This is a genomic window from Bradyrhizobium sp. Rc2d (assembly GCF_900099855.1).
Classification (GTDB): Bacteria; Pseudomonadota; Alphaproteobacteria; order Rhizobiales; family Xanthobacteraceae; genus Bradyrhizobium.
In genome coordinates this window covers 26057-52552 of record NZ_FNCU01000058.1, presented here as the reverse complement: position 1 = coordinate 52552, position 26496 = coordinate 26057, and the positions used below count along the sequence as shown (strand labels likewise).

Here is a 26496-nt window from a genome sequence, read left to right as displayed (position 1 = left end):
GCCAAGTCCATGCCCTGGCGAGAGGTGTCGGTGATGGATCAGCGGCGAGAGTTCGTTCGGCTTGCGATGCAGGAGGGAGCGAACCGACGGGAACTCTGTCGGCGGTTCAATATCCATCCCGATACGGGCTACAAATGGCTTGCACGATGGCAGGCCGACCAGGACATCGAGGACCGCTCGCGGCGACCGCATGCGAGTCCGAGACAGACCGATTGCGAACTCGAGGCGCGCATTATCGCGGTACGCGATGCTCGTCCGGCATGGGGAGCTCGCAAGATAGCTCACTGCCTGGAGCGTAATGGCTTTCGTTCGCCAGCCGTCTCAACAGTCCATCAGATCTTGCGTCGGTCTGGCCGCATCAAGCCTCCGGTCGGCGGCGCGGTGGCCAGCCATCGTTTTGAGATGCCGGCCCCCAATCTGTTGTGGCAGATGGACTTCAAAGGCTGGGTTCGGCTCGGCAATGATGCCCAATGCCATCCCCTGACGGTCGTGGATGACCACTCGCGCTATGATCTGTGCCTGCAGGCCTGCGCCGATCAACGCACAGATACCGTGCGCAGCCGCCTGGAGAAGACCTTTCGCCATTACGGCCTCCCGGAGGCCTTCTTCGTCGACAATGGTTCGCCTTGGGGCGATCCTACGGGCGAACGATGGACGCGGTTCTCGGTATGGCTACTCAAGCTCGGCATCGCGGTCATCCACAGCCGCCCATATCACCCGCAAAGCCGTGGCAAGAATGAGCGGTTCCACCGCACGCTCGCGGCTGAGGTGTTCGCGCTGCGGCACTTCCGCGATCTCGCAGAGACACAGCGCGCCTTCGACGCCTGGCGGGAAGTCTACAACTTCGAGCGACCGCACGAAGCGCTCGGACAACAGGTCCCGGCCAGTCGATATCGGCCGAGCCAGCGAGCCATGCCCGATCGATTGCCGGAGGTCGAATACGACAGCCACGAGATCGTGCGCCGCGTCTCCACGACCAAGGCCTATGTCAGCTTCAAAGGATGTCTTTGGAAGGTCCCCCAGGCCTTCTGCGGCGAGCGCCTTGCCATCCGCCCCTCGGCAAACAGTGCGCAATACGGGGTCTTCTTCGCCGCCCACCAAGTCGCTATCATCGACTTGGTGGGCGGAAAAAGTGTCGGCTATGTCCCCGAACACCCGTCGGTCATGTCCCCGGGCTGAACATCAAGCCGGGCGATGACAGCGGAGAGTGGGACGCGAACTGCCTCCGCATAGTCATTGCGAGCGGAGCGAAGCAATCCAGACTGTCTCTGCGGAAGGACTCTGGATTGCTTCGCTTCGCTCGCAATGACGATGGAAAGCGAGCCCTGCCCCGCTCAGGCCGCCTCTGACACCAGCACCTCGCTACCCACCAGCTCGGTGCCGATCAGGTAGTCGCGGCAGCCGCGCAAGCTGCGCAGGGCGCGGTTGAAGTCGAGGCCGGTCGAGACCAGCGCATGCAGCGTCGCCGGGTTGCGCACGATGCCGCGCAGCACGGCCGCAAGGTCGATCTGGCCGTTCGGCTTGATGGCGGCGCGGGCGAGTGCCGGCAGCGCGCGATGGGCGGGGTCGCTGATGACGCGGACCGCGGCAAAGGGCAGCCCGGCCTCGGCGGCATAGGCGGCCGCGATGTGGCTCTCCATGTCGACGGCCGCTGCCCCGGTCTCCGAATGCAGCGCCGCCTTGCAGGAGCGCCCGGTGACCACTTCCTCGGCACCAGCGAGGCTGCCGCGCACCACACGGCGGCGCCCCGACGTCAGGCGATCGATCAGGTCGTCGCCGAGCGACAGGCCGGCGGCCCAGCGGGTGTCGCCGGAGAGCACTTCGGTTGCCAGCACGACGTCGCCGGAGCGCAGCGTCGGGTCGAGCCCGCCGGCCACGCCGAAGGAGATCACGCCGCGAATCGTCTCGGGATCCACCACTGTCAACAGCGCCCGCAACTGGGTCGGGCTGCTGGATGAACAGATGACCGCCATTCCGGGCCCGGCTGCAATGCGGGCCTCCTGAACCAGTCCAGTCACGATCAGTATCGGCCGCGGGTCGATGGCATTACCCGCGGTAAAATAGTCCCCCGTCCCCAAAGTCACATTCCGACCCCTACCACCCTGCTGTTGGTGTTCCGCAAGTTCCGATACCGCGCCAGCGCCCACAGCGGGAAGAACTTTGGGTAACCATGATACCGTAGATAGAACACGCGGGGGAAGCCTGTGGCGGTGTACCGCTGCTCGTCCCACAGTCCTTTTTTGTCTTGTGTTGCAATCAGGTACTCCACCCCGCGGGCGACGGCCGGATGATCAACCTCGCCTGCCGCCATGAGGGCAAGCAAAGCCCATGCCGTTTGCGAGGCGGTCGAGGGCGCGGCCTCCCAGCCCTTGTAATCCAGGCGGTAGCTGACGGCGTCCTCGCCCCAGCCGCCGTCCTCGTTCTGGATCGAGGCCAGCCAGGCCGCGGCTTTGCGAATCATGGGGTCCTTGTGGTCGACGCCGGCCATGTTGAGGGCACAGAGCACCGACCAGGTTCCATAGATGAAGTTCATGCCCCAGCGGCCGTACCAGGAGCCTTCCGGGTGCTGGGTCTTGCGGAGGTAGGCAACGCCATCGGCCACGTGCTTGCTGGACTTCTCGGTCTCGCCGAGCTGGGCCAGCATCGAGATGCAGCGCGCGGTGACGTCCTCGGTCGGCGGGTCGAGCAGCGCGCCGTGGTCGGAGAACGGAATGTTATTCAGGTAATATTCGAGGTTGTTGACGTCGAAGGCGGCCCAGCCGCCGTCGTCGCTCTGCATGCCCTCGATCCACTCCCGGCCGCGGTCGATCGCGGCGTCATAGCCGGTCACCCCGTGCTCTCGGCGCATGCGGTCCATCGACATCACCACGACAGCGGTATCGTCGAGATCGGGATAATGGGCATTGTTGTACTGGAACGCCCAGCCGCCCGGACGCACGTCGGGCCGCTTCGCCGCCCAATCGCCCTTCACCTCGAGCTCCTGCTTCGGGATCAGCCAGTCGAGGCCACGCTTGGCGGCCGGCACGGCTTGCGCGTTGCCAGCTTCCAGCAGCGCATGCGCAGTCAACGTCGTATCCCACACCGGCGAAACGCAGGGCTGGCAATAGGCTTCGTCGTCTCTGATCACGAGCAGCTTGTCGATGCCCCGGCGCGTGATCGCGCGCGGCGGATAATTCGCGTCCTTGCCGAGCGCGTCATACATCATCACGATGTTGGCCATGGGCGGATAGATCGCGCCCATGCCGTCCTCGCCGTTGAGCCGCTCCTCGATGAAGGCGAGCGCCGCATCGATCGCGCGCTTGCGCAGGCTCTTGGGAAACATCGGCTCGATCACGCGCAGAATCGCATCGAGCGAGCGAAAGAGCAGGAACCAGGCCATGCTCTGGTGCGGCGCCTTCGCGGTCATGCCGATCGAGCGCGGATCCTGCAGGAACAGCTCGTCGATGCCGATCCCTTTCGGATTCTTCGCGCGCGGCTTCAGCGCGGCGATCACCATCAGCGGCACCATGGTGGTGCGCGCCCAATAGGAGATCTTGTTGAGGTGGAACGGCGACCAGAACGGCAGCAGCACGATCTCGATCGGCAGCACCGGCACCGCGCTCCAAGTCACCACGCCGAATGTCGCGAGCAGGAAACGGGTGAAGACGTTGCTGTGAATCGCACCGCCGCGGGCATGAATGGCCTCGCGCGCACGCACCATGTGCGGGGCATCGATGGAATCGCCGATCATCTTCAGCGCGAAATAGGCCTTCACGCTGGCGCTCATGTCGAACTCGCCGTCATGCACCAGCGGCCAGCCGCCATGGGCGCCCTGGACGCGGCGCAGATAGTTGCCGATCTTGGCCTCGAGCACCGTGTCGACGGGCTCGGCGAGATAATGGCGCAGCAGGATGTACTCGGCCGGAATCGTGCAGTCGGCCTCGAGCTCGAACACCCAATGGCCGTCCGATTGCTGGAAGCCGAGGACACCTTGCGTTGCCGATGCAATGCTCGATTCCAAGCTGCTCGGATCCAGGGCTTCGCGGCTGGTCGCGTTCACGGAATCCATGTCGCTCGATTGCTCCGATAGTCGATTGAAATTGACCGGGACATTTGCCCGTCAGGGCCGCTGTGCGGCGAGAATCAGATCGGCGGCGCGATCGCCCGATCGGACCGATCCCTCGATGGTTGCCGGCAATCCCGTAGCAGTCCAATCCCCGGCAAGGAACAGGTTTTTCAGCGCAGTGACCGGCGCCGGACGCAAGGCATTCTGCGCCGGCGTCGCGGCAAATGTGGCGCGGCGCTCACGCACGATCTGCCACGGAGGCAATTGAGGGGGCAGCTCACCGGAGAGGCCGCCGGCCTTGCAGACGTCGTCCCAGATCGCCTGCGCGAGCTCCTCGCGCGGCATGTCGACCAGGCGGTCGCCATTGCTGATGGTGACGGAAAGCCGGTTCGGGAACGCGAACAGCCATTCCACCACACCGCCTATCACGCCAAGGATCGGCGCAGAGCCCGGCGGCGGCTCAAAGCGGAAATGCGCGTTCACGATGGCGCGGAATTCGGTCGGCGTCTTCAGGCCGGGCAGCAGGCCGGCGGCGGCGCGCGGCGGCACCGCCATCACGATGACGTCGCCCTCGCTGAGCTGGATCACGTCCTCGCCGCCGAAATTCAGCGCACCGACCTTGCCGTCACTGGTCGCAAACGATCGTAGCTCATGGCCAAGCTGAACCGTGTGGCCGCGCTCAGCCAAGAATTTCACGGCAGGCTCGATCAGCACGGCGCTGAGGCCGTCGCGCGCGATCAGGGGACGGCAGGCCTGCCCGCCCGCGAGCAGCGTCTCGCGCACGATCGCGCCGGCGAGCCCGGCCGAGCCCTCGGGCGGATCGACGTTGAGCGCCGCCAGCAGCAGCGGCTGCACCAAACGCTGATAGAGAATGCCCTCGCAAGGAATCGACTTGCCGACCAGCGTCTCCTCCGACGCCCAGACCAGCGGCGCCAGCTTGAGATAATCGGTGAGGCCGGTGTCGGGCACGCGGCGGCTTTCGTCGAGAACCCAGGTCGGCAGCCGGCCATCGCCAAGGTCGATCTGCCAGCGCTGCCCGGTCTTGATGTCGACGAAGGGAAACTGCGCGCGCTCGGGGCCGACAAGGCCGGCCTCGGTGCCGATCGCGCGCGCATAGGCGCGCGCATGGCTGTTGCCCGACAGCAGCAGATGATTGCCATTGTCGATGGTGAGATTGGTGGCGCCGTCGAAATAGGACCGACAGCGACCGCCGGCCTGATGTGTCGCCTCGTGCACGGCAACCTTGAAGCCGGCATTGGCGAGCCGCACGGCGGCGGAAAGGCCGGAAATTCCAGCACCGATGATGTGAGCTGTCTTTTGCATCAGATGAAAGCGTAACGGAGCAGGATCAGGATGCGTGTGATCTTCGACACACGCACCGGCTCGCGCGGCGCGTTGAAGCCGCGCGCGATCAGGAGGTCCAGAATGGAATGATAATATTTCGACATGATCCGCGGCGCGCGCACGGTGCGGCGCTTGTTGCGGTTCATGATCTCGTCCGACTTCTCGAAATGCGATTTCGCACGCTGCGTCAGCGGCAGGCAGACCTTCGGCAGCGCGCGCTCGGTGATGACGCGGCTGGGATCGTTGGAGGTGATGCCGGCATGCAGCAGCGCCTCGCGCGGCAGATAGAGCCGGCCGAGGCCGGCGTCCTCGTCGATGTCGCGCAGGATGTTGGTGAGCTGGAGCGCGCGGCCGAGATGATGGGCGAGCAGGATGCCGTCTTCTTCCGGCAGGCCGAACACCCGCACCGACAGGCGCCCCACGGCACTGGCGACGCGATCGCAGTAGAGATCGAGCGTCGCCATGTCGGGCGCGCGGATGTCCTGCGGCACGTCCATCTCCATGCCATCGACGATGGCGAGGAAGTCCTCGCGCTTCAGCCCGAAGGTCTTCACCGAGGCGACATAGTCCCTCAGCCGCGGCGGCGGATTGCCCTGATAGAGCGCATCGATGTCGTTGCGCCACTGCTGAAGTGCGGCGAGCCGCTCCTCGCGCGGGCCGTCGGAATCGGCGATGTCGTCGACCTGGCGGCAGAAGCTGTAGATCTGGAACATCGCTTCGCGCTGGTCATGCGGCAGGATGCGCATCGCGGCGTAGAACGAGCTGCCGGATGCGGTCGAGCCATAATTGGCGCCGGGCGAGGTCGCCTCAAGCGTCATGTGCAGTCCCCGGTCTGGAAATGGCCTTGCGTCCGATCGCGCGGCGGCCGACTTCGCCGATCATGCCGGCGAGGCTGAAGGTGAGCAGCTCGAGCTTGTTCAGATGCACGCGCTCGCGCAGGGGATCGCGCACCTTGAGCAGGCGCACGATGCGATCGGCATAGGCCTGGATCACCGAAATGTCGACGCCGAGGCGGAAGTCCCTCACCTCCGCGCTGAGCAACTTGCTCTCGTTCAGCAGCGCTTCGTTGCGCACGGCAAGCGCCTGAAGGCAGGCCAGCATCGCCGGCGGCGACTGCGTCAGCCCGAGCTGCTCGACCGAGGCGCCGCTCGCGGTCAGCGCATCGCGCGGCAGATAGACGCGGTTGAGCTCGCGAAAATCCTTGCCGCAATCCTGGAGGTGGTTGTTGATCTGGAGTGCCGCGCAAAGCGCATCCGAGGCAGCCCAGGTCGACGTGCTCTCGCCATGGACATCGAGCATGAAGCGGCCCACCGGCATCGCCGAGTAGCGGCAATAGTGGATGACTTCGTCCCAATTCTCGTAGCGGAGCTTGGTCACGTCCATACGGAAGGCGATGAGCACGTCGAGCGCATGGCGCGGCGCCATGCCGCGCTCGGCCAGCGCACGGCGCAGGGTGACGGCCTCAGTCTGGGTGTCGCCCTTGCCGAGCAGTTCCGCCTCGAGCAGGTCGAGATAAGCGAGCTTCTCGTCGGGCGGCAGCGTCGCGTGGTCGGCGATGTCGTCGGCGGTGCGGACGAAATTGTAGTACGCCAGGATCAGCGCGCGATGACGCGGATGAATGATCCAGGACGCGACGGGAAAATTCTCGTCGCGGTCACCTTTGCCGGATCGCAATTCGCTCGCAGAGGTCATCGAGGGCTGGTTTACAATCGTTTGGACAAGAAGGGCTTTTTCACTCGCGCGGGCTCATGCCGGCAGTGCCGCCGCGGCCCCCATATAGGGGAATACGGCCGCAAAACCAATCCTGTCTCTCGATGGCTGCCCTTCGCGGATCGCACCCGAAAAGGCGGCCCGGGAGCCGCCTTTGTGGGCCAGCGGCCGAGCTTACTGGTTGTGGTTCTTCAGGACCTGGTCGCAGGCCTGCGAGATCTTGGCCCGGTTCTCCTTGAGGCAGGCCAGGACGGTGAAATCGCCCTGATCGATGACCGGACGGCAGAACTTCTGCACATCGCGCGTGCAGGCCTTCTGCTCGGCGTCCGTGCCACGCCCTTGCTGAGCGAGCGCAGCCGTCGAAAGGGAGGCCGACAGCAGGGTGAGAGCGACGAGAAGCTTACGCATTGTATTCCTTCATTCTGACGACAGAGTCGCACCGATCCCGGGCAGCACAGGGCGGATGGCCGGAACGGATTGTTCTGATGGCAAGTCGCCGCGGGAGGTGCGGCCTCAGAGAAGGCACAAGCACTGGCAAATGCGGCCAAATTGGCGCCACACCCACCAAATCAGGTCTTCCCCGCGCCTTCATTGGCAGATGTAAGAGCTTGATACTACGTCATAATTCAGGAACGCCGCATTTTACTGCACGGCTGTTGCAGAGCTGCATCTCTCCGCCCGCCGTTTCAGCCAGAAACACACCGAAACACAGAAGATTGCAGGATCCCATCATGGCGCGAGAACCTTTGGGAACCGCCGTGTCAGGCGGTCAGGCGTTGAACCTGACAGGGGCTGGGAACACTAAACTTTCGATGTGGCGAGACGTTCTCAATCGTAAGCGGGCGTCGTTCCAAAACGGGATATTTGAGATGACATTCTTTGGGCGATCTGGACTGGCAATCAAGGCGGCGGGCATCGGGGCTGCGCTGCTCTTCTCAGTGTCGGCAAGCCATGCTCAATCGTCCGGACCATTTGCCGGTTTCGACGGCGCGTGGACCGGCACCGGGACGGTGTCGCTGTCCGACGGCTCCACCGAGCGCATCCGCTGCAAGGCCGATTACAAGGTCGCCGGCAGCGGCCTCAGCCTCAAGCAGGCGCTGCACTGCGCGTCCGACAGCTACAAGTTCGACCTCACCAGCGACGTGACGAGCCAGGGCGACCGCATCTCCGGCAACTGGAGCGAGGCCAGCCGCAACATCTTCGGCAACCTCCAGGGCACCGCCGGCGGCGGCCAGATCGAGGTGTTCGTCGAGGCCAACGGCTTTGCCGCCAATTTGTCGCTGCGCACCAACGGCACCAAGCAGACGGTGCAGATCTCTTCCAAGGGCGAGATCCGCGGCGTCAACATCACGATGACGAAGGGCTAGAGCCCTCCCTGTTCAAGAACAACAAAGCCCCCGGCTCTCGCGAGCCGGGGGCTTTTTGCTGTAGCGCTCCCTGCGCGCTCAGATCGCCGGCTTGTCGGGCCCTTGAAGCCTGGCGTGCAGATTGATCAGCCACATCGCGGTCGGGCGCAGGATGAAGAGGTCGGCGACGAGGGCCATGACCATCGAGAAGGCGCTGAGCCAGCCGAACAGCCGCAGCGACGGCAGATCGGAGAACACGGTGACGACGAGGCCGCAGGCCAGCACCACCGTGGTCAGGATCAGCGCCGGACCGACCAGCACGGTCGCCCGCTCCACCGCCAGCCCCGAGCCGACGCCCGGCTTGCTCTCGAGCCTGAGGCGATTGAGGAAGTGGATGGTGGCGCTCAAGCCCAGGCCGAACGAGACGGTGAGCGCGACGACGCTGGCGAATTGCAGGCCCTCGCCCATCGCCCACAGCACCGTGCCCGACATCACCACCGGGAAGATGCCCGGCAGGATGCAGGCGAACATCACCACCCAGGAGCGGAAGGCGAGGCCAATGAAGATCGCGACCAGCGCGAATTCGACGGTGAGACCGCGGTTCAGCTTCTCGATCATGCTGGCCGAGTTACGCGCGGCAATCGCAGCGAGGCCCGTCACCGCAATCTCGTAGCCGGGATGCTTCTTGCGGATGGTGTCGAGCTCGGTATCGAGCTTGTCGACGATTGGCAGGAGCTGGCTGGAATCCTTGTCCGGCACGCGGCCGGCCACCACGACCGCGTCCTGCTCGGCGTCGATGAAGCGCCGCACCAGATGCTCGGGGATGACGTTGACATATTCCTTCAGCGTCGCGACGTCGGCGCTGCCGGCCTTTTCCGCCAGCCAGCGGCGCAGGGTCTCGAGCGACCAGACGTTGCCGACACCGGCCGCCTGCTCCACGGTCGCATGCACGTCGGCGATGGTCTGGAGCGTCTCCGGCGAGTAGAGCGATTCGCCCTTGGGGAACGCGATCAGAACGTTGACCGGATTGGCGCCGGTCAGCTTGGCGTCGAGCCGGTCGCTGGCGGCGACCGCCTGGCGCTTGTCCGGCACCTGGTCGGCAAGGCGGTAGCGCGGCTCCAGATTGGCGTAGACGACGCCGAGGCCGCCGACGAACAGCACCGCGATCAGGCTGAACAGGCCGGGCCGGCCGACCATGCGCACCGCGATCCAGTAGCAGAAATTGCGCAGCGCCTGGACGCCGGCATCGGCGCCCTGGAACTTGACCGCAAAGACTCTCTCATTGCGCACGAACAGCACGCCGAACACCGGCACCAAAGACAGCACCGCGACCAGCGCGATGATAGTGGCGGCAAGACCGGCCTCGCCGAACTTGCGGATCAGGTCGGAGTCGGAGAATTGCAGGGCGATGAAGGAAATCCCGGCGGTGCCGTGCGTCAGCACGCAGGCCGGGCCCACCACCAGCACCGCGTTCTTGAATGCGGTGAACTTGTCCTGGCCCGCGATCAGCCGGTCGCGCGCGGCGAAGGTCAGCTGCATCGAGTCCGAAAAGCTGATGACCATGATGAGCGGCGTCATCACGTTCAGGAACATGTTGAGATTGAAATTGGCCCAGCCGAGCACACCGAGCGCCAGCAGGATCGCGATCATCGGCGGGAATGCCGCCGCGACCATGAACGAGATCTTGCGGAAAAAGATGATGGCGATGATACAGCCGGCGAGGATGCCGAGGACGTTGTAGGTGAGCCCGTCGCGCTCGACCGCGTTGCGGATCTCGAGCTGCATCACCGGCACGCCGGAGAGCTGCACATTGAGCCCGGTGTCGCCGAGATCCTCCTTCATCAGGGCACGGATGTCGGCGACGGTCTTGGTCAGCTTGCTGGAGGCGACCACTTCCGGATCCAGCGACAGCACAACCAACGCAAGTGTCCCGTCCTCCGACAACAGCTTGCCGCGGATGATCTCGTTGTTTTTGACGGTCTCGATGAACTTGTCATAGGCCGCGCCCTCGGGCAGCTCGGGCGGGAACAGTGCCGCCGGCAGCTTGCCCGGCGCCGGCGCCTGGCGCGCCGAGAACAGCGAAACCAGTCCGCGGGTGCCTTCGACGAGCTGCATGTCGGTGATGAAGTCGCGCAGCTTCTCAAGGTTGTCCCGCGCCAGCAGATTCTTGCCCTCAACCACGACGAGAACGTCGAACTCCTCGGCCGGGAACTTCTTGGTCACCTCTTCGTATTGGCGGAATTCGCGGGTGTTGGAGCGGAACAGCTGCGACAGGGAATCGTCGATCTTGATCCGCTGGATGCCGAACACGGCGCCGACGATCAGCGCGAGCAGGACGATGCAGGAAACGATCGGGGTCCGGACGGCGATCAGCCCGAGCCGCTCCAGCCCGAAGGCGATCGAGGACGCAGGTCCCTCCTCGACCTTGTCGACGTGAACCTCATTCTCGCTGTGCTTTTCGAGCATGCCTTGTCCAGTTCCTAAATCGTCCTAAATCGGCTCGGTCTTGAGAGCTTATTGCGCGCCGCGAACGGCTTGAAAACGCCATACCAATGGGAGGCTTGCCCGTTGAAAATGCGCGGAAAATCGCCGCGAGGGTTTAGCAGGTCAATCACCCCTCTCGCAAGCCGGCCAAATGTGGCCAAATCGATCAAGATGCGGCGATTTTGCCGGAACGCCCGTCATTCGGGCCAAGCCGTGCCAATTCGACGTGGCGCACGGTCCGCGCTCTCGTCCTTCAGCGCCACGCCGGTAACCTTTCGTGCAAGCCCCTCGCGCACCAGCCAGGCGATCTTAAAGGCGGCCTCGTCATAGCTCAACCCAGCGTGGTGGATGTTGGACACGCAATTGCGCTCGGCATCGGTCCGCCCGGGCTTCGGCGCGAAGGTCAGATAGGCGCCGAGACTGTCGGGCGCCGACAGGCCCGGCCGCTCGCCGATCAGCATCGCGACCATACGCGCGCCGAGAATCGCCCCGATCTCGTCGCCGAGCGCGACGCGCGCGCCTGAGGCGACAACGACATGGCCGATCGCGACGGCGCCGTCGGCCGCGAGCAGCGGCAGCAGACGTGTCAGCAGCGCCACCGCATGGGCGCGGACCGCTGCTGCCGACAGGCCGTCGCCGATCACGACCGCCAGCTGGCACGGCGCCGAGGCACCTCGTGCTAGAAGTTCCGCTGAGCCGGCATCAAGCTGTCGTCCGAGGTCCGGCCGCCGCAGATAGTCGCTGCGCTCGACCGCCCGGCTCCTCACCTCGGTCATGACCAGGCCAAGCGCACTGAGATCGGCGACCAGAGCCGGCACATCGAAGGCGGCATGCACGGCATCGCGGGCGCGGGCATGGTCCAGCGTGAAGTCGAGCAGCGCTCTTGTTGGCACGCTCGCGCCGCTGCGGCCCAGCGCAACGCGCGCGGGCGTGAACGCCCGCAGATCGAGCGTCGGACGGCGCGGCGGGGCCGGATCAGACATGTCGCATCATTCGGCGGGAACGGCGGCCTCGCGCAGGCGGATCGAGTAGTTCGAGGCGTTCTGCTTGCCGCTCGAAGCCGCGCGCGCGAAGGTGATGAGGTGATGCGCGATCGTGGCGCAGCCGATCAGGCCTTCGAGATCGCCGCGCCGGATTCGCCCCAAGGCGAACTTCCAGAACACGCGCCTGTAGTCGCCGAGTACCCCGATCTGCCAGAAGATGTTGCGCAGCATGATCAGGCCGCGCTTGATGTTGGGCCAGGTCTTCATCTCCGGTGCCACCGGCACGTTGAGGCGGTTCGCATAGGTGTAGTCGCACTGATGCTGATAGCGCGCATAGACCTTCTCGGGCGCGTAGGCGACCTCCATGCAATGCTTCCAGGACGAGACGACCTCGTCATAAGGCAGCAGGAATTCGACGTTGGAATCGCGGCCCTCATCGTGGACCAGACGGCCCTCACGCTCCAGCCGGTCCCACAGCGGCGTCTTCGGCAGCGCCTGGAGCAAATTGATGGTGAGCAGCGGAATCTGCGATTCCTCGACGAAAGCGAGCAGCGCGTCCGATGTGTTCGGCTTGTCGGTGTCCAGCCCCATGATGATGCCCGAGACGACCTCCATGCCGTAGGAGTTGATGGTGCGCACGCCCTCCAGGATCGGGACCATCATGTTGTGGTCCTTGTGCATCGCATGCAATGCATCCGGATCCGGCGTCTCGATGCCGCAGAAGATGGTGATGAAAAAGGCCTCGCGCATCTTCTCCAGGATCTCGGGGCGCTTGGCGATGTTGAGCGTCGCCTCGCAGGCGAGCCGCACCACGTAGCCGGTCCGCTTCTGCCACTCGATCAGATGCGGCAACAGGTCCATCGCGGCCTTGCGGTTGCCGATGAAATTGTCGTCGACGAAATAGACCGTGTCGGTCATGCCGCACTCGCGCAGGCGGTCGAGCTCGGCGATGATCTGCTCCGGCGTCTTGATGCGGGGATTGCGCCCGTAGAGGCCGGGGATGTCGCAGAACTCGCACTGATAGGGACAACCGCTGGAATATTGGATGCTGCCGAGGAAGTACTTCTTCACGTCGGCGAGCTCGTAGGCCGGGATCGGAAACTCCGTCATCGGCACGCGGTCGTTGGTGGCGAGCACCACCTGCTGCTCGGGCCGCGACGTGTCGCGCGACAGAATCTCGATCAGCTGATTGGTGGCGTCGCCGAGCTCGCCGACATGGAGATAATCGAAGGTCGGGTAATAGTCCGGGCAGGCGCTGACCGAGGGACCGCCGAGCGCGACGGGCAGATCGAATTCATGGGCGCGGCGGCAGATGTCGTTCATCTGCTGGCGCTGGATGTGCATGCCGCTGACGAAGACCACTTCCGCCCATTCGAACTCTTCCCTGGTCGTGCTGCGAAGGTTCTCGTCGACGAATTTGACCTGCCACTCTTTCGGAAGATAGGCGGAAATCAGCAGCAGCCCCTGCGGCGGCATGAAGGCGCGGACGCCGTCGGTCAGGGGATAGGAATATTCGAACGTCCCGAATGAGGAGGTGTAGCGCGGAAACACACAGAGAATCCGCCGGGACGTTCCGTTACTTTCAGCTCGCATCTATGCTCCCCCGCCACGCTCGACCGATGGTGCGGAAATTGCCAGCCAGACACATACCGTAATGCGGCTGCCGGAATTTCTCAATATTGTGGCACCCACTCAATTCGCGAGGGCCGCCAATAGTTTCCTGGGAAGCTGGCGTTTCCGCCGCCTCACGCGATCAGCCGTGAGGCAAAATCGGGCAATAGGCCTGCATCGCCGGCAAGGCGGAAGTCGGCGCCCGCAATACCGGCCTGCACCAGCCAATCGTCGAATTCCGGCGCGCGGCGCAGTGAGAAGACGTCACGGACATAGAGCGCGTCGTGAAAGGACGTCGACTGATAGTTCAGCATGACGTCATCGGCGCCGGGGACGCCCATGATGAAGGTGACACCGGCGGCGCCGAGCAGCGTCAGGAGATTGTCCATGTCGTCCTGGTCCGCCTCCGCGTGGTTAGTGTAGCAGATGTCGACCCCGAGCGGCAGGCCGAGCAGCTTGCCGCAGAAATGATCTTCCAGCCCGGCCCGGATGATTTCCTTGCCGTCGTAGAGATATTCCGGGCCGATGAAACCGACCACGCTGTTGACCAGCAGCGGAGCGAAGGCGCGGGCGACCGCATAGGCGCGCGCCTCGCAGGTCTGCTGGTCGACGCCGTGATGGGCGCCCGCCGACAATGCCGAGCCCTGGCCGGTCTCGAAATACATCACGTTCTGCCCCACCGTGCCGCGCTTCAGCGACAGCCCGGCCTCTTGGGCTTCCCTTAGAAGCGCGAGGTCGACGCCAAAGCTGCGGTTGGCGGCTTCGGTGCCGGCGACCGACTGGAAGACGAGATCGACCGGCACGCCCTGCCCGATCAGCGACAGCGTCGTCGTGACATGGGTGAGCACGCAGCCCTGCGTCGGGATCTTCAGTCGCGCGATGATCTCGTCGAGCAGGCGCAGCAATTGGGCGATTACGGCGGGATCGTCGCTCGCCGGGTTGATGCCGATACAGGCATCGCCGGCCCCTAACAGGATGCCGTCGAGGATCGAGGCGGTGATGCCCCTGGCATCGTCGAACGGATGGTTGGGCTGGAGCCGCGTGCTCATCCGGCCCTTCAGCCCGATGGTATTGCGGAAGGCGGTGGTGACCTCGCATTTCCGCGCCGCCAGGATCAGGTCCTGGTTGCGCATCAGCTTCGAGACCGCGGCCGCCATTTCCGGTGTGATGCCGGGCGCGAGCATTTTCAATGCCTCGGGCGTGGCGGCGTCCGACAGCAGCCAGTCGCGGAAAGCTCCGACCGTCAGCGAGGCCACCGGCGCAAAGGCCTTTGCGTCGTGGCTGTCGATGACGAGGCGGGTGACCTCGTCGGCCTCATAGGGAATGACGGCTTCCTGCAGGAACTGTCCGAGCGGGACATCGGCGAGCGCCATCCGGGCCGCGATCATCTGCTCGGCGCTGGCGGCGGCGATCCCGGCCAGCCGGTCGCCGGAGCGCGGCGGCGTCGCCTTGGCGAGGAGGTCGCGCAGGTCCGGGAACGCATAGGTCGTGGCGTCGATGGTGTGGCGGTAGACCAAGGGCCTCTCCAGGGGTCGTCGGCCAGTGGCCGAGTCCAAACTCAATCTCGAGCGCGATCCGACGTCAGGGAATACGCTCTTGGCAGCCCCAGTGCACGCCGATGTTTGGGGGCGTCGCTCCGGACCCCCGGGCGCGATCTGCCGGAGATCGATGAGGCATCCCCAACCAGCTGAAACATTTCGTATTTCCGCCGACCGGCCGGCTCTCCATGGGCTGCGGCGTTAACGCCGCATCCATCTTCGTTCTGCATAATTTTGCATCAAATTCAAACGACCGCGCTCACCGGCCGCTCCAGGCCATCTCGGGCTCCTTGAACACCATGATATCAGACCGATCTGGGAATGCCGCCGGCCTCGCCGGCCGCTTCACGCTTGCCACCAAGCTCTATGCGATCTTCGCGCTGTTTGCGCTGCTCACGGCGGCGATCGCGATGCTGTCCGACTACAACAGCCGCCGCAGCGCGGAGCTGACGAGCGCGATCGAGACGGCCAACGCCGCCGCTCAGAACGTCGAGCGCGTCAACTCGCTGGTCTATGCGGTCGTGATGGAATCGCGCGGCGTCTACATGTCGACCGAGCCCGCCGTGGTGAAGAAATACGGCGAGGGCCTGCTCAAGTTCAACGCGCAGATCCTCGACGTCGTGAAGCGCTGGGAGACCATCGTCAAGGCCGACGATGCCGAGCAGTTTTCCACCTTCAAGAAGCGCATCGAGCAGTTCGTCGAATTCCGCAAGGAGCTGGTGCGCCGCGGCATCGAGATCAATGCGGCCGCGGGCCGCGAATGGGGCGACAACGATGCCAATCGCAGCGTGCGCTCGGCGTTGAACAAGGATCTCGAAGCGCTCTCCAAGGTCTATGCCGAACGCGCGAGGCAAATCGCCCAGCAGACCGAGACCAATCGCACGCTGTCTTTCGTCCTGACCTGCCTCGGCGGCGTGGCGCTGGCCCTGGTCGTGATCGGCATCGTCATCATCGCCCGCTCGATCGCACGGCCCCTCTCGGCCATCACCGCGACCATCAAGCAGGTCGCAGACGGGACCGAGAACGTCGCGGTGCCCTATAGCCGTCGCGCCGACGAGATCGGCGCGCTGGCACGCGCGATCGAGGTCTTCCAGGAGGCGATGGGCCGCAACCGCAATCTCGCCTCCCAGGTCTCGCACGACTCCGCCGCGCGCGAGGAGCGCGCCCGCCATATCGAAAAATCCGTCGAGGCATTTCGCGAAGCGATCGGCGCCATCATGCGCGGCCTCAGCGACAATGCCTCCACCATGCGCGAGACCGCGCAGACCATCACGCGCGTCACTGCGGATGCGAATAGTCGCGCCGGCACGGCGGCGAACGCCACTGAGCAGGCCTCGCACAACGTCTCGGCGGTGGCGAGTGCCGCCGAGGAGCTGTCGGCCTCGGTGGAAGAGATCGGCCGCCAGGTGCGGCAATCCGCCGGCGCGGTCGAGCAGACCGGCCAGCGCACCGAGAAGTCGATCTCCGAGATCGAGAGCCTCGCCGCCGCCACGCAACGCATCGACGGCGTGCTCAACCTGATCCAGGCGATCGCCGAGCAGACCAATCTGCTCGCGCTCAACGCCACCATCGAGGCCGCCCGCGCCGGCGATGCCGGCCGCGGCTTTGCCGTCGTCGCCCATGAGGTAAAGGCGCTCGCGGGCCAAACCGCCAAGGCCACCGCCGAGATCGGCGAAAACGTCTCGATGATCCAGGCCTCCACCCGCAATGCAGTCGACGCCGTCCGCGAGATCGGCGGGGCGGTGCGCGAGATCAACGAGGTCACCTCGACGATCGCCGGCGCCATCGGCCAGCAGGACGCCGCCACGCGCGAGATCTCCTCCAACGCGCAAAGCGCCGCGCAGGGCAACGAGACCCTGGTGGCCAACATCACCTCGCTACGCGATGCCATCGGCGAGACCGACACGGCGGCAGCCTCCGTGCTGACGGCGGCGAGCAGCCTGACGGAGACGGCGGACACGCTGTCGCGCGAGGTGGAGAAATTCTTCCAGAACCTGCGCTCGGGCGCGGCGGACGGTCGCATCGCCAAGGCTGGGTGAACGAACGGCAAGGCCCGCTCGCGAAAAAAGTCGAAAACGAGAGCGGCCTATCGTTCCAGTGATTGATCGACGAAGATGCGAACGCGGCCGACGTCCCCGACCTCGCGGTAGTGACTGAGCTCCTTTTGCAACTCGGGATCCGAATTGGCCCAGGCCAACCAGTCGAACTCGAACGTGCTCAGCAGATAGGTATCCACGAGAATGACATTTGGCCGGCCGTTTCGCAGATCCGCCAGCAAATGCCGTCGTTCGAAATTGATGATGCTGTCCAATTTCGCCCGCTCTTCTTCGGTCGGTTGCGAGCTGTTCTCGCGCAGTATTGCGCCGGCCGCCAAAAGCTGCGCACACGAGCTGCCTACCCAAGTGCCGCCGATCTGACGGACGAGCGGATGCCCCAGACCGATGTGGTCGGTGATCGTAAGCAGCCGCGGCTGCTTCACGACGGCCTGAACACGCTCCTGCAGCGGCGGAAACCCCGGAGCCGGTGAGGACAAATAGAGCCCGAGGGCCACAATCGTAGCGAGGCCACCGATCACGATGGGCATTCGCACCGTCTTCGTGCAAACCTGTAGCAACGGCGCCGCAATCGCAAACAGACAAAGCGCGAAAGCGGTATATGGCCAACCCTTGCCCTGAACAAGGAAACCCGCGGCTCCGCCGACCGCTGCGGCCAGCCAAGGGATTGCATCGCTCCGCATTTCCAGCGTTTCACGGCCAAACAGCCACAGGAAGCCGATGGAAGCGCCTATCACGGCAATTGGAATGGGGAGCAGGCTACCAAATTCCCTTCTGATCGGCAGATAGGCCTCGGCGACCATCGGGGCATAGGTGGAGAGATAGGCGGGGAAGAGCGCCACGACCACGGCCCCGTAGCCGATGACGACAGCGCCGGCCGTGCATGCTTCCGAGGTGAACACAGGCCTTAGAGAACGCTGGCGGAGCGCGCCAAGGAGGATCGGGAGGCCTGCCACCAGAGCAAAGAAGGGCTTGATACTCATGGCCAGCCCCGCCCCCGCTCCGGCGACGATCGCGACCCATCCAGGATCGAGCCCACGCCAGCGCAGTGCGGTGATGGCGACAAACGGGGTCAGTGCGATGACCGCGATGTGTTCACGTTGTCCGAATATGGCACCTGGTAGAATTGCGAGCAGAAGCGCAAACGACCATGTTGAAATACTTCGCTCCCGGGCTCCCAGCTTTGCGGCCGCAGCTGCTCGGTCCATCATCAGAAGCGCACCGGCGATCTCGATAATCACGAGGACGATCACGATGAATTCGGGTGCAACGCCGGACATTCGCGACAGCGTTACCGCCGGCATGTACATGTAGACCGACAAAGGCGGGTTGGACTCGAAGAGGTCGATCCCAAGCTTCCGACCATCCAGGATTTTTTCGTTTGCAGTCAGGAGCCAGCCCAAATCCGCGTTGAGAACGAGCGGGATTTGAATGACCAGCGCCGCCAGGAGGATCGCAGCCACGACAATCCAACGTCGTCTTGCGCTGAATTTGTCATCTAACAGACCCACGGCGTGACCTTCTCTTTCAGAGCAGCCCGTGGAGCCTTAAGCGGACATCCGTATCCATCGGGCATCTGCGTCTTTAGCGTACGCGCCCTAAAAGAGGGTAACAGCCCTACCCCGCCATCACCCCGCCCCGCCGGATCAGTTCCTTGCCAACCGCCGCCAGATGCACCTGGTCCGGCCCGTCGCCGATGCGGATGAAGCGGGCGTAGACGTAAGCGCGGGCGAGGAACGTGTCCTGCGACACGCCGGCGGCGCCGTGGATCTGGATGGCGCGGTCGATGACGCGGGCGGCCATGCTGGGCACCACGATCTTGGCGGCCGCGATCAGGTCGCGCGCTATCTTATTGCCGTCACGGTCCATCTTGTCGGCGGCTTGCAGCGTGAGCAGCCGCGCCTGCGCGATCTCGCAGAAGGAGCGCGCGATGTCCTCGCGCACCGAGCCCTGCTCAGCCAGCGGCTTGCCGAAGGCTGTGCGGGAAACCGCGCGCTGACACATCAGTTCCAGCGCACGCTGGGCGCAGCCAATCAGCCGCATGCAATGGTGGATGCGGCCGGGCCCGAGCCGACCTTGCGCAATCTCGAAGCCGCGACCCTCGCCGAGCAGGATGTTCTCGGCGGGCACACGGACGTTGTCGTAGACGATCTCGGGATGGCCGACCGGCGCGTCGTCGTAGCCGTAGGTCAGCATGTCGCGGACGATACGCACGCCGGGCGTTGCCTTCGGCACCAGGATCATGGATTGCTGGCGATGACGATCGGGATGGTCGGGCGCGGTCTTGCCCATCACGATCAGGATCTCGCAATCTTCGTTCATGGCGCCTGACGTGAACCACTTCCGTCCGTTGATGACGTAGTCGCCGCCGTCGCGCCTGATCTCGCACTGGATGTTGGTGGCATCGCTGGAGGCGACCTGCGGCTCCGTCATCGAGAAGCCGGAGCGGATGCGCCCCTCCAGGAGCGGCTTCAGCCAGCGTTCCTGCTGCGCCGGCGTGCCGTAGTTGGCCAGCACCTCCATGTTGCCGACATCAGGGGCCGAGCAGTTGAAAACCTCGGGCGCCCAGAGGATGCGGCCCATGATCTCCTTCACGGGGGCATATTCGAGATTGGTAAGGCTTGAGTTGGGAAGATCTGGGCCGTGCTCGCCCGAGAGAAACAGGTTCCAGAGCCCCTGCTCCCGCGCCAGCCGCTTCAGGTCCTGAAGCACAGGCGGCGTCTTGTAGCGCGCGGCCTCCGGCTTGACCTGCTCGTAATAGAGCTCCTCGACGGGCTCGACATGCGTCCGCATGAATTGGCGGACGCGGTCTTGGAGCTCGAGCGAACGTGGAGAGTATTGAAAGTCCATGGTGGCCTCCTCTTCCCTTCTCCCCTTGCGGGAGAAGGTGGCATAGGCGGCCTTCGGCCGCCGTCCTTGAGAACGCCGATGCTCCGCATCGGCTATGGCGCCGGATGAGGGGTATCTCTCCTTGCGTCCAAATAAGAGTTGGACCCGCGGAGAACCCGGCTCGCCGCTTCGCGGCGATCCACCCTCTCCCGCAAGGGGAGAGGGTGCACCGTCTCTGTGGCGTTCGCCACCGCTCACGTGCCGCGCAGCAGCTCGCTTGCCACGACCCAGTCGTTGCCGTCGAACTGGAGCATGTAGCCGTCCTTGATCGGGCGGAAATCCTGCGGCGTGGTGTTGAGGGTGATGCCGGGCATCAGCAGCGACAGCGGCACGTTCTTCATGTTCGACGCCTGCGCCATGATGTTCTCGCGCGTCAGATTGTCCTTGCACTGCTTCAGCAGCACCACCAGCGCCTCGGCGACGGTGTAGCCGTAGAGGCCCGCGACGTTGTTCACGTCGGCATTCGGCAGGCGTTTCTTCATGAAGTCGATATAGGCCGACATCGCCGGATCGTCCTTCGGCTGCTCGACGAAAGGCTTGAGCGCGCCGAGCGACAGCACGCCCTTGCCGGCGTCGAGGCCCGCCGGCACCATCACGGTCGCCTTGTTGGCGCAGCCGGAGGCGAGGAAGCGCGTCGGCTGCCAGCCGACCTCATGGGCCTTGCGGATCGCCTGCGCGCAGGCGCGCGGCGTCACCGAATAGATCATGAAGACGTCGGCCTTGCTATTGGCGAGCGTCAGCACCTGGGAATCGACCGTGGGGTCGGCGACCTCGAAGCTCGAGGCCATCGCGATCGCCTTGTCGGCATCGGCACCGAGCGCTTCCTTGACGCCGCGCAGATATTCCTTCCCAGCGTCGTCGTTCTGATAGAGCACCGCAAAGCGCGCATTCGGGTTCTTGGCGCGGGCATAGGCGACGTCGATCGCGGCTTCGCTGGTGTAGTTCGGCGCCCAGGGCAGCGCCATCGACCAGGGCATGTTGGCGGGATCGTTCCACTTCGAGGCCGAACTGATCAAGAACAGCTGCGGCACCTTGTTGCTGTTCAGGTATTTTGCGATCGCCGAGCTCGGCGCGGTGCCCATGGTCGCGAAGATGAAGGCGACGCCCTCGCCCTCGACCAGCCGCCGCGCCGCTTCCATGGTCTTCGGCGGCGAGAACGCATCATCGAGCGAGACGAGATTGAGCTTGCGTCCATTGACACCGCCCTTCTCGTTGACCTCATCGAAATAGGCCGCGATCACCCTGCCGGTGATGCTGAGCGGAGAAGCCGGCCCGCTATAGGGCATGGTGTTGCCGATCTTGATCTCGGTGTCAGTGACACCGGGACCGTAGGATTTTTGCGCGGCGGCGGGCGTGGACAGACAGGCGGCAGCCAGCGCTGCGGCCAAGACCAAAGCGGCTTTCATGGTTTCTCCCGGTGATTTTCGTCCGCGCGAGGCGGTCACGCGGCGTGCTGCTTTTAGTCAGCGCGCCAGCTCAGCGGAGTTCCGCAAGATGGTCTTGCGTCGAGTTGCTGATGGCCTCTTCCACCCTAGCGGCGCCGCTTCAAGCTGAAGCCGAGGCTGATCCAGCCGGCCCCCGCCATGATCAGGTCGATGCCGAGGAACAGGCCGAGAATGTAGACGCTGTTCACCGGCCAGCGCGCCACGATCAAGAGGCCGAGCAGCAGCGTGATGGCACCCGACAGCGCTACCCAAACCCACGGGCTTTCGCGCTTCATGCTGAAGGCGAGAAACAGCCGGACGACGCCCGAGGCGACCAGCGATGCGCCCAGGAACAGCGTCAGCAGGACCGCCGCGAACAGCGGGTTCTCGAAAGTCAGGGAGCCTGCGATGACATAGAGCACGCCGAGCAAGGCCCAGATCAAAAACTTGCCCCAGCTCTTCATCTGAAATGCGCCGATGATCTCGGCCGCGCCGGCGACGATCATCATAGCGCCGACCACGATCACGCTCGCCACCGTCGCCATCACCACGCTGCCGAGCGCGACGAAGCCGGCGACGAGGTAGATGACACCGAGCGCGACGATCCAGCCCCATTTGGCATGCAGCGCCGCGATGCCAGAGCCAAGGCCAAGACGATGGGAGGTATCCGATGCACTTGTCATGACGCCACTCCTGCATGCGAAGCCCGGAGACACTCGCCAGGATAGCACAGGTCGATCCGGGACGACAGCCAGCAGAGCAGCGGCTGACGGCAACAACATTGACGCAAATCAAGATCGAATACGGCGCGTCAGGCGCGCGACCGCTCCATCTCGAGCTCGGCCTTGAGGTTGTCGAGATCGCGGTAAATCGAAGCGACCGCCAGCACTCGGCCGCCCCTGCGGTACTTCAGCAGGCAGTCCCTGCCTTCGATGCTGCCGTCGATCGCGATGTCGTCGAAGCTCTCGGCGTGGCCGACATAGTTGATCGGCACGTCGTAGTGCTGGGACCAGAAAAACGGTACCGCATCGAAGCGCTCGCGCTTGCCGAGCATGTTGCGCGCCGCGGTCTGGCCCTGGCGTTCGGCCACCACCCAATGCTCGATGCGGATGGTCTGCCGTGAATGCGGATCGGGCCAGCGCGCGATGTCGCCGGCCGCGAAGATGCCGGATACGCTGGTTTCGAGATATTCGCTCACGCTCACACCGCGATCGGCGGCAAGGCCCGCTTGCTCGGCGAGCGCCAGGCGCGGCTTGACGCCGATGCCGACCACGACGAGGTCAGCCTCGATCACCGCGCCGCTCTTCAGCGTCGCGCGCATGCCATCGAGCTTTTCCACCGTATCCTTCAAGTGGAAGATCACGCCGTTCTCTTCATGCAGTGACCGGACGAAATCGCCCATCTCGGCGCCGAGCACCTTCTGCATCGGCCGTTCTTCCGGCGCGACCACATGGACTTCCAGCTTGCGCGCGCGCAAGGAGGCCGCGACCTCGAGACCAATGAAGCTGGCGCCGATCACGAGCGCGCGTTTTGCGCTGCCTGCCGCCGTGATGATGGCGCGGCTGTCGGCGACGGATCGCAAGGTGTGGACATGCGGCTGGTCGGCCCCGGGGATCTGGAGCTTCACCGGCTCGGCCCCGGTCGCAAGCAGCAGCCGGTCGAACGGCAGCCTGTCGCCATTGCCCAGCGTGACGCTGCGAGATTTGGGATCGATCGCAGAAACATTCGTGTTGAGCCTGAGATCGATGCCGGCGTCCCGATAGTAATCCTCGGGCCGTAACGGCAGCCAGTCCTCCGGCGCGTTGCCGGCGAGATAGTCCTTGGAGAGATTGGGCCGGTCGACCGGCATCGCGCCGTCACTGCTCAGCATGGTGATGGCGCCGGCAAAGCCCTCGCGTCGGAGCGTCTCGGCGGCAGCAAAGCCGGCGGCGCCGCCGCCGACGATCACGAATTTCTCCGGCATCGGCGCGCTGCGATGTGCTGCCGACGGTTTCGGTGCCTCGCGCTTGCGCTGAACGACGATGTTGTCCCGATCGCGCGTGACCTCCCACACCGCCAGTGCGTTCAGCGCGGGCGGGCGGGAGGCTTCGCCTGTCCGCAGGGAGAAGCAGGCGTGATGCCATGGACAGCGGATGGTGTCGCCGACCACCAGCCCTTCGGCGAGCGGGCCGTGGTAGTGGCTGCAGGCCGGCTCGATCGCAAAAATCTCGCTGCCGGCCTGCACCAGCAGGACGTCTTCCTCGCCGACATGGCCGAGCAATTTGCCGTCCTTGAAATCGGCGGGCGACACGCCCCTGGTCAGATCGGGTCCGCTCGGCTTGTTCTCCTCGGTCATGGCGCCGTCTCCTTGGCTCGCGCCGCGTGGCTCACGTGTCCGAATTGGCTAGCCCCAACAACTCCTGGCGTGTCAGCGCATTGTCACGGAACACCCCCAGCATGCGACTGGTGACGAGATCGGTCCCGGGCTTGTACGCGCCGCGCGTGGTCATGCAGTGATGCGTCGCCTTGATGATGACGCCCACGCCTTGAGGCTCCAGCACATCGTTGATGGTATTGGCGATCTGCGCGGTCATCTTCTCCTGGATCTGGAGGCGCTTGGCATAGATGTCCACGACCCGCGCCAGCTTGGAGATGCCGACCACGCGCCCTTGCGGGATATAGGCGACCCAGGCGCGACCGACGATCGGCGCAATATGGTGCTCGCAATGGCTTTCGAAGCGAACCCCGCGCAGGACGATCATCTCGTCATAGCCTTCGATCTCCTCGAAGGTCTTTTGCAGGATTTCGGTCGGATCCAGCGCATAGCCGGAAAAATATTCTTCGAAGGCACGCGCAACCCGATCCGGCGTGTCGCGCAGGCCGTCGCGCGCGGGATCATCGCCCGCCCAGCGGATCATGGTCCGGACCGCTTGCTCGACCTCCGCCCGATCAGGTCGCTCGGTTGGCCTCTGCGCCACCGCGACACGTTCCAGCTTGCGCACTTGCGACTTCATCTAGATCCTCCCTGCAACGAGCCGCGACACAGACGCGGCCCCACAGCTTGGACGGCTGCAATCGGAAAAGGTTCCCAAGATCAGGAAAAATCGGAAGGACGACAGACAAGCCAGCCGCGAGACCAGAAACGGGCTCTATGATGCCGCTTTCCGGACGTCGAGCACGGCCTGCGCCCACTCGGCGGGCCGCTCCTGCGGCAGATTATGACCGGCATCGGTGAAGACGCGGCGCTCGAAAAATCCCTCGAACTTGCGGGCGTGATGGGCAGTGCCGGGATTGATGCCGTCGCTATCGCCGTCGATCGCAATGGTCGGGACGCGGATCTGCGGCTGGCCCGCAAGCTTCGCCTCGATTGCCGCATAGGCCGGATCGCCTTCCACCAGCGCGTAGCGGTGGCGGTAGGAGTGGATCACGACATCGACGAAATCAGGATTGTCGAACGACGCGGCGCTCTTCTCGAACGTGGCGTCATCGAACATCCATTTCGGCGACCACATCGACCAGAGCTGACGCGCAAAGCCGCGCCGGTTGCGCTCCAGCGCGCGGCGGCCACGCTCGTTGTGGAACAGATATTGATACCAGAGCGCAGCCTCCTCCGGCGGCGAGGCCGGCTCCATCGCGCGGGCGATGTTCTGGATGTTGTAGGAATTGCCTGAGACGAGTCCGATCACGCGCTCCGGATAGAGTGCTGATACCACGCAGGCGGCGCGTCCGCCCCAGTCATAGCCGCCGAGGACCGCACGCTTGATGCCGAGTGCGTCCATGAAGGCAAGGAGGTCGGCGCCAAGCGCCGCCTGCTCGCCGGAGCGTAGCGTCTCGGCCGCACGAAACCGCGTCGGCCCGTAGCCGCGCAGCCAGGGCACCAGCACCCGTGCGCCGGCTTGTGCGACCAACGGCGCGGTTTCCGCGTAGGCGTTCACGTCATAGGGAAAGCCGTGGCCCATGATGCAGGGCCAGCCATCGGGCGCGCCGTAGTCGAGATAGGCGATGTCGAGGACATCGGTGGTGATGGTTTTTTGTTGCATGATTTGCTCACCGATTGACGCGATGTGGTAGTCCGTATGGAGCGCAGCGGAATACGGATTCGCGGATGCAGGCGTCCCCGCATTCCGCTTCGCTCCATGCGGGCTACAAGAGACGACGAGCCGATCTATCTCTGCGGACCGGACAGCGAGATGTCGCGTTCGGCGCGGAACACGTTGCTATAGAGATTGGCGATCCACTGCCGGCCGATTTCAGTCTTGTTGAGATAGCCGATCTCGGTCTGGATATGCGGTGCGACGCTGTTCCAGTAGAACTGCGGATAGCGGTTGACGATGTCGGCGGGCGAGTCGTAGCCGAGTTGGCGGTTGATGCCGACCTCTTCGAACTCGTAATAGAGCGCGTTGGCCTTGCGCAGATAGTTGGGATCGCCGAGCTGGCCGATGAAATCGGCGGCGCGCAGGATCGAGGCTTCGTCGTCGTACTCTTGGCCCTCGCGGGCCGGAAAGCGCGTGCCCTCGATGGCGCGGGCGATGCGGTCAGGGTCGACTCCAGGAATATGTCGCAGCCGGCGCGTCACGTAAAGCTTCGACCGATCGACGTGGTACATCATCAAGCTGGCGTCAGATGCACCGCGCGGCAGGGAGATCTTGGTGTCGGCCGCATCGATCACGAATCCGTCGCCGTCATCCTCCTCGAACAGGCCTCGCACATAGCCGATGTCGTGGGCGAGGCAGGCAACCAGGACATGGACGTAATCTTCAGCCGACAGATGGGTATGAAGACTTCGGCCCCTGAGGATCGCCTGGGCTGCCAGCGTCACCAGCATCGTATGCTCGATGTTGTGGTAGAGCGCATCGCTGTTGCCGATGCATTCCATCGCGGTGCGGGTGGCGCTCTCGATGATACTGGCAGAAGTCTCATCGTACCGGCGGCGCATGAAGCTACCGAGGAACTTTTCCAGGGTCTCGGCCGCCAGTCGCGGTAACGTCATCATGGATGCAGCCCCGTCTGTCGATGGTATTCCGCGCCAACTCCCGACGTTTCATTCTTGTCCTCGGCGCACCAGTCAGCATAGCCCATCTTGGGCCGA

At 64.5% G+C, this 26496-nt stretch carries 21 protein-coding genes; 3 read left to right on the top strand and 18 right to left on the bottom strand.

Annotation, left to right across the window (positions count from 1 at the left end; genetic code table 11):
• Positions 1-9: 9 nt before the first annotated feature.
• The gene (locus BLV07_RS40040) at positions 10-1179 is read left to right on the top strand and encodes an IS481 family transposase (protein ID WP_091897489.1); all 1170 of its coding nucleotides are present in this window, start codon (positions 10-12) and stop codon (positions 1177-1179) included.
• A 155-nt stretch (positions 1180-1334) separates the two neighbouring features.
• Here BLV07_RS40040 and BLV07_RS40035 read toward each other — a convergent pair whose 3' ends face one another.
• The 6 genes from BLV07_RS40035 to BLV07_RS46990 form a co-directional block, all read right to left on the bottom strand.
• Positions 1335-2084 carry a phosphorylase gene (locus tag BLV07_RS40035; protein WP_176946075.1) on the bottom strand — a complete coding sequence of 250 codons (750 nt, stop codon included), beginning with the start codon at positions 2082-2084 and terminating at the stop codon, positions 1335-1337.
• Positions 2081-4048 carry a squalene--hopene cyclase gene (gene shc, locus BLV07_RS40030; protein ID WP_091897486.1) on the bottom strand — a complete coding sequence of 656 codons (1968 nt, stop codon included), beginning with the start codon at positions 4046-4048 and terminating at the stop codon, positions 2081-2083. Before shc ends, BLV07_RS40035 begins: the two co-directional genes overlap by 4 nt.
• A gap of 51 nt (positions 4049-4099) precedes the next feature.
• A complete protein-coding gene (hpnE, locus tag BLV07_RS40025) occupies positions 4100-5368 on the bottom strand; it encodes a hydroxysqualene dehydroxylase HpnE (RefSeq protein WP_091897483.1) in 1269 nt (422 codons plus the stop codon).
• Complete coding sequence (hpnD, locus tag BLV07_RS40020) at positions 5368-6207, bottom strand: presqualene diphosphate synthase HpnD (RefSeq protein ID WP_091897480.1); 840 nt, start codon at positions 6205-6207, stop codon at positions 5368-5370. Before hpnD ends, hpnE begins: the two co-directional genes overlap by 1 nt.
• Positions 6197-7081, bottom strand: coding sequence for a squalene synthase HpnC (hpnC, locus tag BLV07_RS40015; RefSeq protein WP_091897477.1), 885 nt, complete (start codon positions 7079-7081; stop codon positions 6197-6199). Before hpnC ends, hpnD begins: the two co-directional genes overlap by 11 nt.
• Before the next feature lie 192 nt (positions 7082-7273).
• Positions 7274-7507: a hypothetical protein gene (locus BLV07_RS46990; protein WP_128935013.1), complete on the bottom strand. Its 234-nt coding sequence runs from the start codon at positions 7505-7507 to the stop codon at positions 7274-7276.
• Positions 7508-7968: 461 nt separating this feature from the next.
• On the opposite strand from BLV07_RS46990, the gene BLV07_RS40005 reads away from it, so the two are divergent.
• Positions 7969-8466: a hypothetical protein gene (locus BLV07_RS40005; protein WP_091897473.1), complete on the top strand. Its 498-nt coding sequence runs from the start codon at positions 7969-7971 to the stop codon at positions 8464-8466.
• 78 nt (positions 8467-8544) lie between these two features.
• On the opposite strand, the gene BLV07_RS40000 is transcribed toward BLV07_RS40005, so the two are convergent.
• The 4 genes from BLV07_RS40000 to BLV07_RS39985 all read right to left on the bottom strand — a co-directional run bounded on the left by BLV07_RS40000 (position 8545) and on the right by BLV07_RS39985 (position 15040).
• Positions 8545-10911, bottom strand: coding sequence for an efflux RND transporter permease subunit (locus BLV07_RS40000; protein WP_091897470.1), 2367 nt, complete (start codon positions 10909-10911; stop codon positions 8545-8547).
• Between the two features lie 215 nt (positions 10912-11126).
• On the bottom strand, positions 11127-11912 hold the full coding sequence (gene eutC / locus BLV07_RS39995; protein ID WP_091897467.1) for an ethanolamine ammonia-lyase subunit EutC: 786 nt from the start codon (positions 11910-11912) through the stop codon (positions 11127-11129).
• Between the two features lie 6 nt (positions 11913-11918).
• Complete coding sequence (locus BLV07_RS39990; protein WP_091897464.1) at positions 11919-13505, bottom strand: B12-binding domain-containing radical SAM protein; 1587 nt, start codon at positions 13503-13505, stop codon at positions 11919-11921.
• 152 nt (positions 13506-13657) lie between these two features.
• On the bottom strand, positions 13658-15040 hold the full coding sequence (locus BLV07_RS39985) for an ethanolamine ammonia-lyase subunit EutB (RefSeq protein ID WP_091897461.1): 1383 nt from the start codon (positions 15038-15040) through the stop codon (positions 13658-13660).
• 320 nt (positions 15041-15360) lie between these two features.
• Here BLV07_RS39985 and BLV07_RS39980 point away from each other — a divergent pair, with 320 nt between their 5' ends.
• Positions 15361-17100, top strand: coding sequence for a methyl-accepting chemotaxis protein (locus BLV07_RS39980; protein WP_091897495.1), 1740 nt, complete (start codon positions 15361-15363; stop codon positions 17098-17100).
• A 47-nt stretch (positions 17101-17147) separates the two neighbouring features.
• Here the strand turns inward: BLV07_RS39980 and BLV07_RS39975 are convergent, their stop codons facing one another.
• The 8 genes from BLV07_RS39975 to BLV07_RS39940 form a co-directional block, all read right to left on the bottom strand.
• The gene (locus BLV07_RS39975) at positions 17148-18626 is read right to left on the bottom strand and encodes a hypothetical protein (protein WP_244551374.1); all 1479 of its coding nucleotides are present in this window, start codon (positions 18624-18626) and stop codon (positions 17148-17150) included.
• Positions 18627-18732: 106 nt separating this feature from the next.
• Positions 18733-19965, bottom strand: coding sequence for an acyl-CoA dehydrogenase family protein (locus BLV07_RS39970; protein WP_091897458.1), 1233 nt, complete (start codon positions 19963-19965; stop codon positions 18733-18735).
• A gap of 233 nt (positions 19966-20198) precedes the next feature.
• Positions 20199-21410 carry an ABC transporter substrate-binding protein gene (locus tag BLV07_RS39965; RefSeq protein WP_091897455.1) on the bottom strand — a complete coding sequence of 404 codons (1212 nt, stop codon included), beginning with the start codon at positions 21408-21410 and terminating at the stop codon, positions 20199-20201.
• Between the two features lie 125 nt (positions 21411-21535).
• Entirely contained in the window at positions 21536-22111 is a 576-nt protein-coding gene (locus BLV07_RS39960) for an HdeD family acid-resistance protein (protein WP_091897452.1), read from the bottom strand.
• 128 nt (positions 22112-22239) lie between these two features.
• Positions 22240-23763, bottom strand: coding sequence for an FAD-dependent oxidoreductase (locus tag BLV07_RS39955; protein WP_091897449.1), 1524 nt, complete (start codon positions 23761-23763; stop codon positions 22240-22242).
• Between the two features lie 31 nt (positions 23764-23794).
• The gene (gene folE / locus BLV07_RS39950; protein WP_091897446.1) at positions 23795-24421 is read right to left on the bottom strand and encodes a GTP cyclohydrolase I FolE; all 627 of its coding nucleotides are present in this window, start codon (positions 24419-24421) and stop codon (positions 23795-23797) included.
• A 135-nt stretch (positions 24422-24556) separates the two neighbouring features.
• Positions 24557-25447 carry an alpha/beta fold hydrolase gene (locus BLV07_RS39945; RefSeq protein ID WP_176946074.1) on the bottom strand — a complete coding sequence of 297 codons (891 nt, stop codon included), beginning with the start codon at positions 25445-25447 and terminating at the stop codon, positions 24557-24559.
• 125 nt (positions 25448-25572) lie between these two features.
• A complete protein-coding gene (locus tag BLV07_RS39940; RefSeq protein WP_091897440.1) occupies positions 25573-26400 on the bottom strand; it encodes an HD domain-containing protein in 828 nt (275 codons plus the stop codon).
• Positions 26401-26496: the final 96 nt, after the last annotated feature.

Excerpts from the sequence above, each read along its gene's own strand:
- folE (WP_091897446.1), bottom strand. The coding sequence starts at position 24,421 with ATGAAGTCGCAAGTGCGCAAGCTGGAACGTGTCGCGGTGGCGCAGAGG.
- eutC (WP_091897467.1), bottom strand. The coding sequence starts at position 11,912 with ATGTCTGATCCGGCCCCGCCGCGCCGTCCGACGCTCGATCTGCGGGCG.
- BLV07_RS39960 (WP_091897452.1), bottom strand. The coding sequence starts at position 22,111 with ATGACAAGTGCATCGGATACCTCCCATCGTCTTGGCCTTGGCTCTGGC.
- hpnD (WP_091897480.1), bottom strand. The coding sequence starts at position 6,207 with ATGACGCTTGAGGCGACCTCGCCCGGCGCCAATTATGGCTCGACCGCA.
- shc (WP_091897486.1), bottom strand. The coding sequence starts at position 4,048 with ATGGATTCCGTGAACGCGACCAGCCGCGAAGCCCTGGATCCGAGCAGC.
- BLV07_RS40000 (WP_091897470.1), bottom strand. The coding sequence starts at position 10,911 with ATGCTCGAAAAGCACAGCGAGAATGAGGTTCACGTCGACAAGGTCGAG.
- BLV07_RS39945 (WP_176946074.1), bottom strand. The coding sequence starts at position 25,447 with ATGCAACAAAAAACCATCACCACCGATGTCCTCGACATCGCCTATCTC.
- BLV07_RS39965 (WP_091897455.1), bottom strand. The coding sequence starts at position 21,410 with ATGAAAGCCGCTTTGGTCTTGGCCGCAGCGCTGGCTGCCGCCTGTCTG.
- hpnC (WP_091897477.1), bottom strand. The coding sequence starts at position 7,081 with ATGACCTCTGCGAGCGAATTGCGATCCGGCAAAGGTGACCGCGACGAG.
- BLV07_RS39955 (WP_091897449.1), bottom strand. The coding sequence starts at position 23,763 with ATGACCGAGGAGAACAAGCCGAGCGGACCCGATCTGACCAGGGGCGTG.
- BLV07_RS39970 (WP_091897458.1), bottom strand. The coding sequence starts at position 19,965 with ATGGACTTTCAATACTCTCCACGTTCGCTCGAGCTCCAAGACCGCGTC.
- hpnE (WP_091897483.1), bottom strand. The coding sequence starts at position 5,368 with ATGCAAAAGACAGCTCACATCATCGGTGCTGGAATTTCCGGCCTTTCC.
- BLV07_RS46990 (WP_128935013.1), bottom strand. The coding sequence starts at position 7,507 with ATGCGTAAGCTTCTCGTCGCTCTCACCCTGCTGTCGGCCTCCCTTTCG.
- BLV07_RS40005 (WP_091897473.1), top strand. The coding sequence starts at position 7,969 with ATGACATTCTTTGGGCGATCTGGACTGGCAATCAAGGCGGCGGGCATC.
- BLV07_RS40040 (WP_091897489.1), top strand. The coding sequence starts at position 10 with ATGCCCTGGCGAGAGGTGTCGGTGATGGATCAGCGGCGAGAGTTCGTT.
- BLV07_RS39940 (WP_091897440.1), bottom strand. The coding sequence starts at position 26,400 with ATGATGACGTTACCGCGACTGGCGGCCGAGACCCTGGAAAAGTTCCTC.
- BLV07_RS39990 (WP_091897464.1), bottom strand. The coding sequence starts at position 13,505 with ATGCGAGCTGAAAGTAACGGAACGTCCCGGCGGATTCTCTGTGTGTTT.
- BLV07_RS39980 (WP_091897495.1), top strand. The coding sequence starts at position 15,361 with ATGATATCAGACCGATCTGGGAATGCCGCCGGCCTCGCCGGCCGCTTC.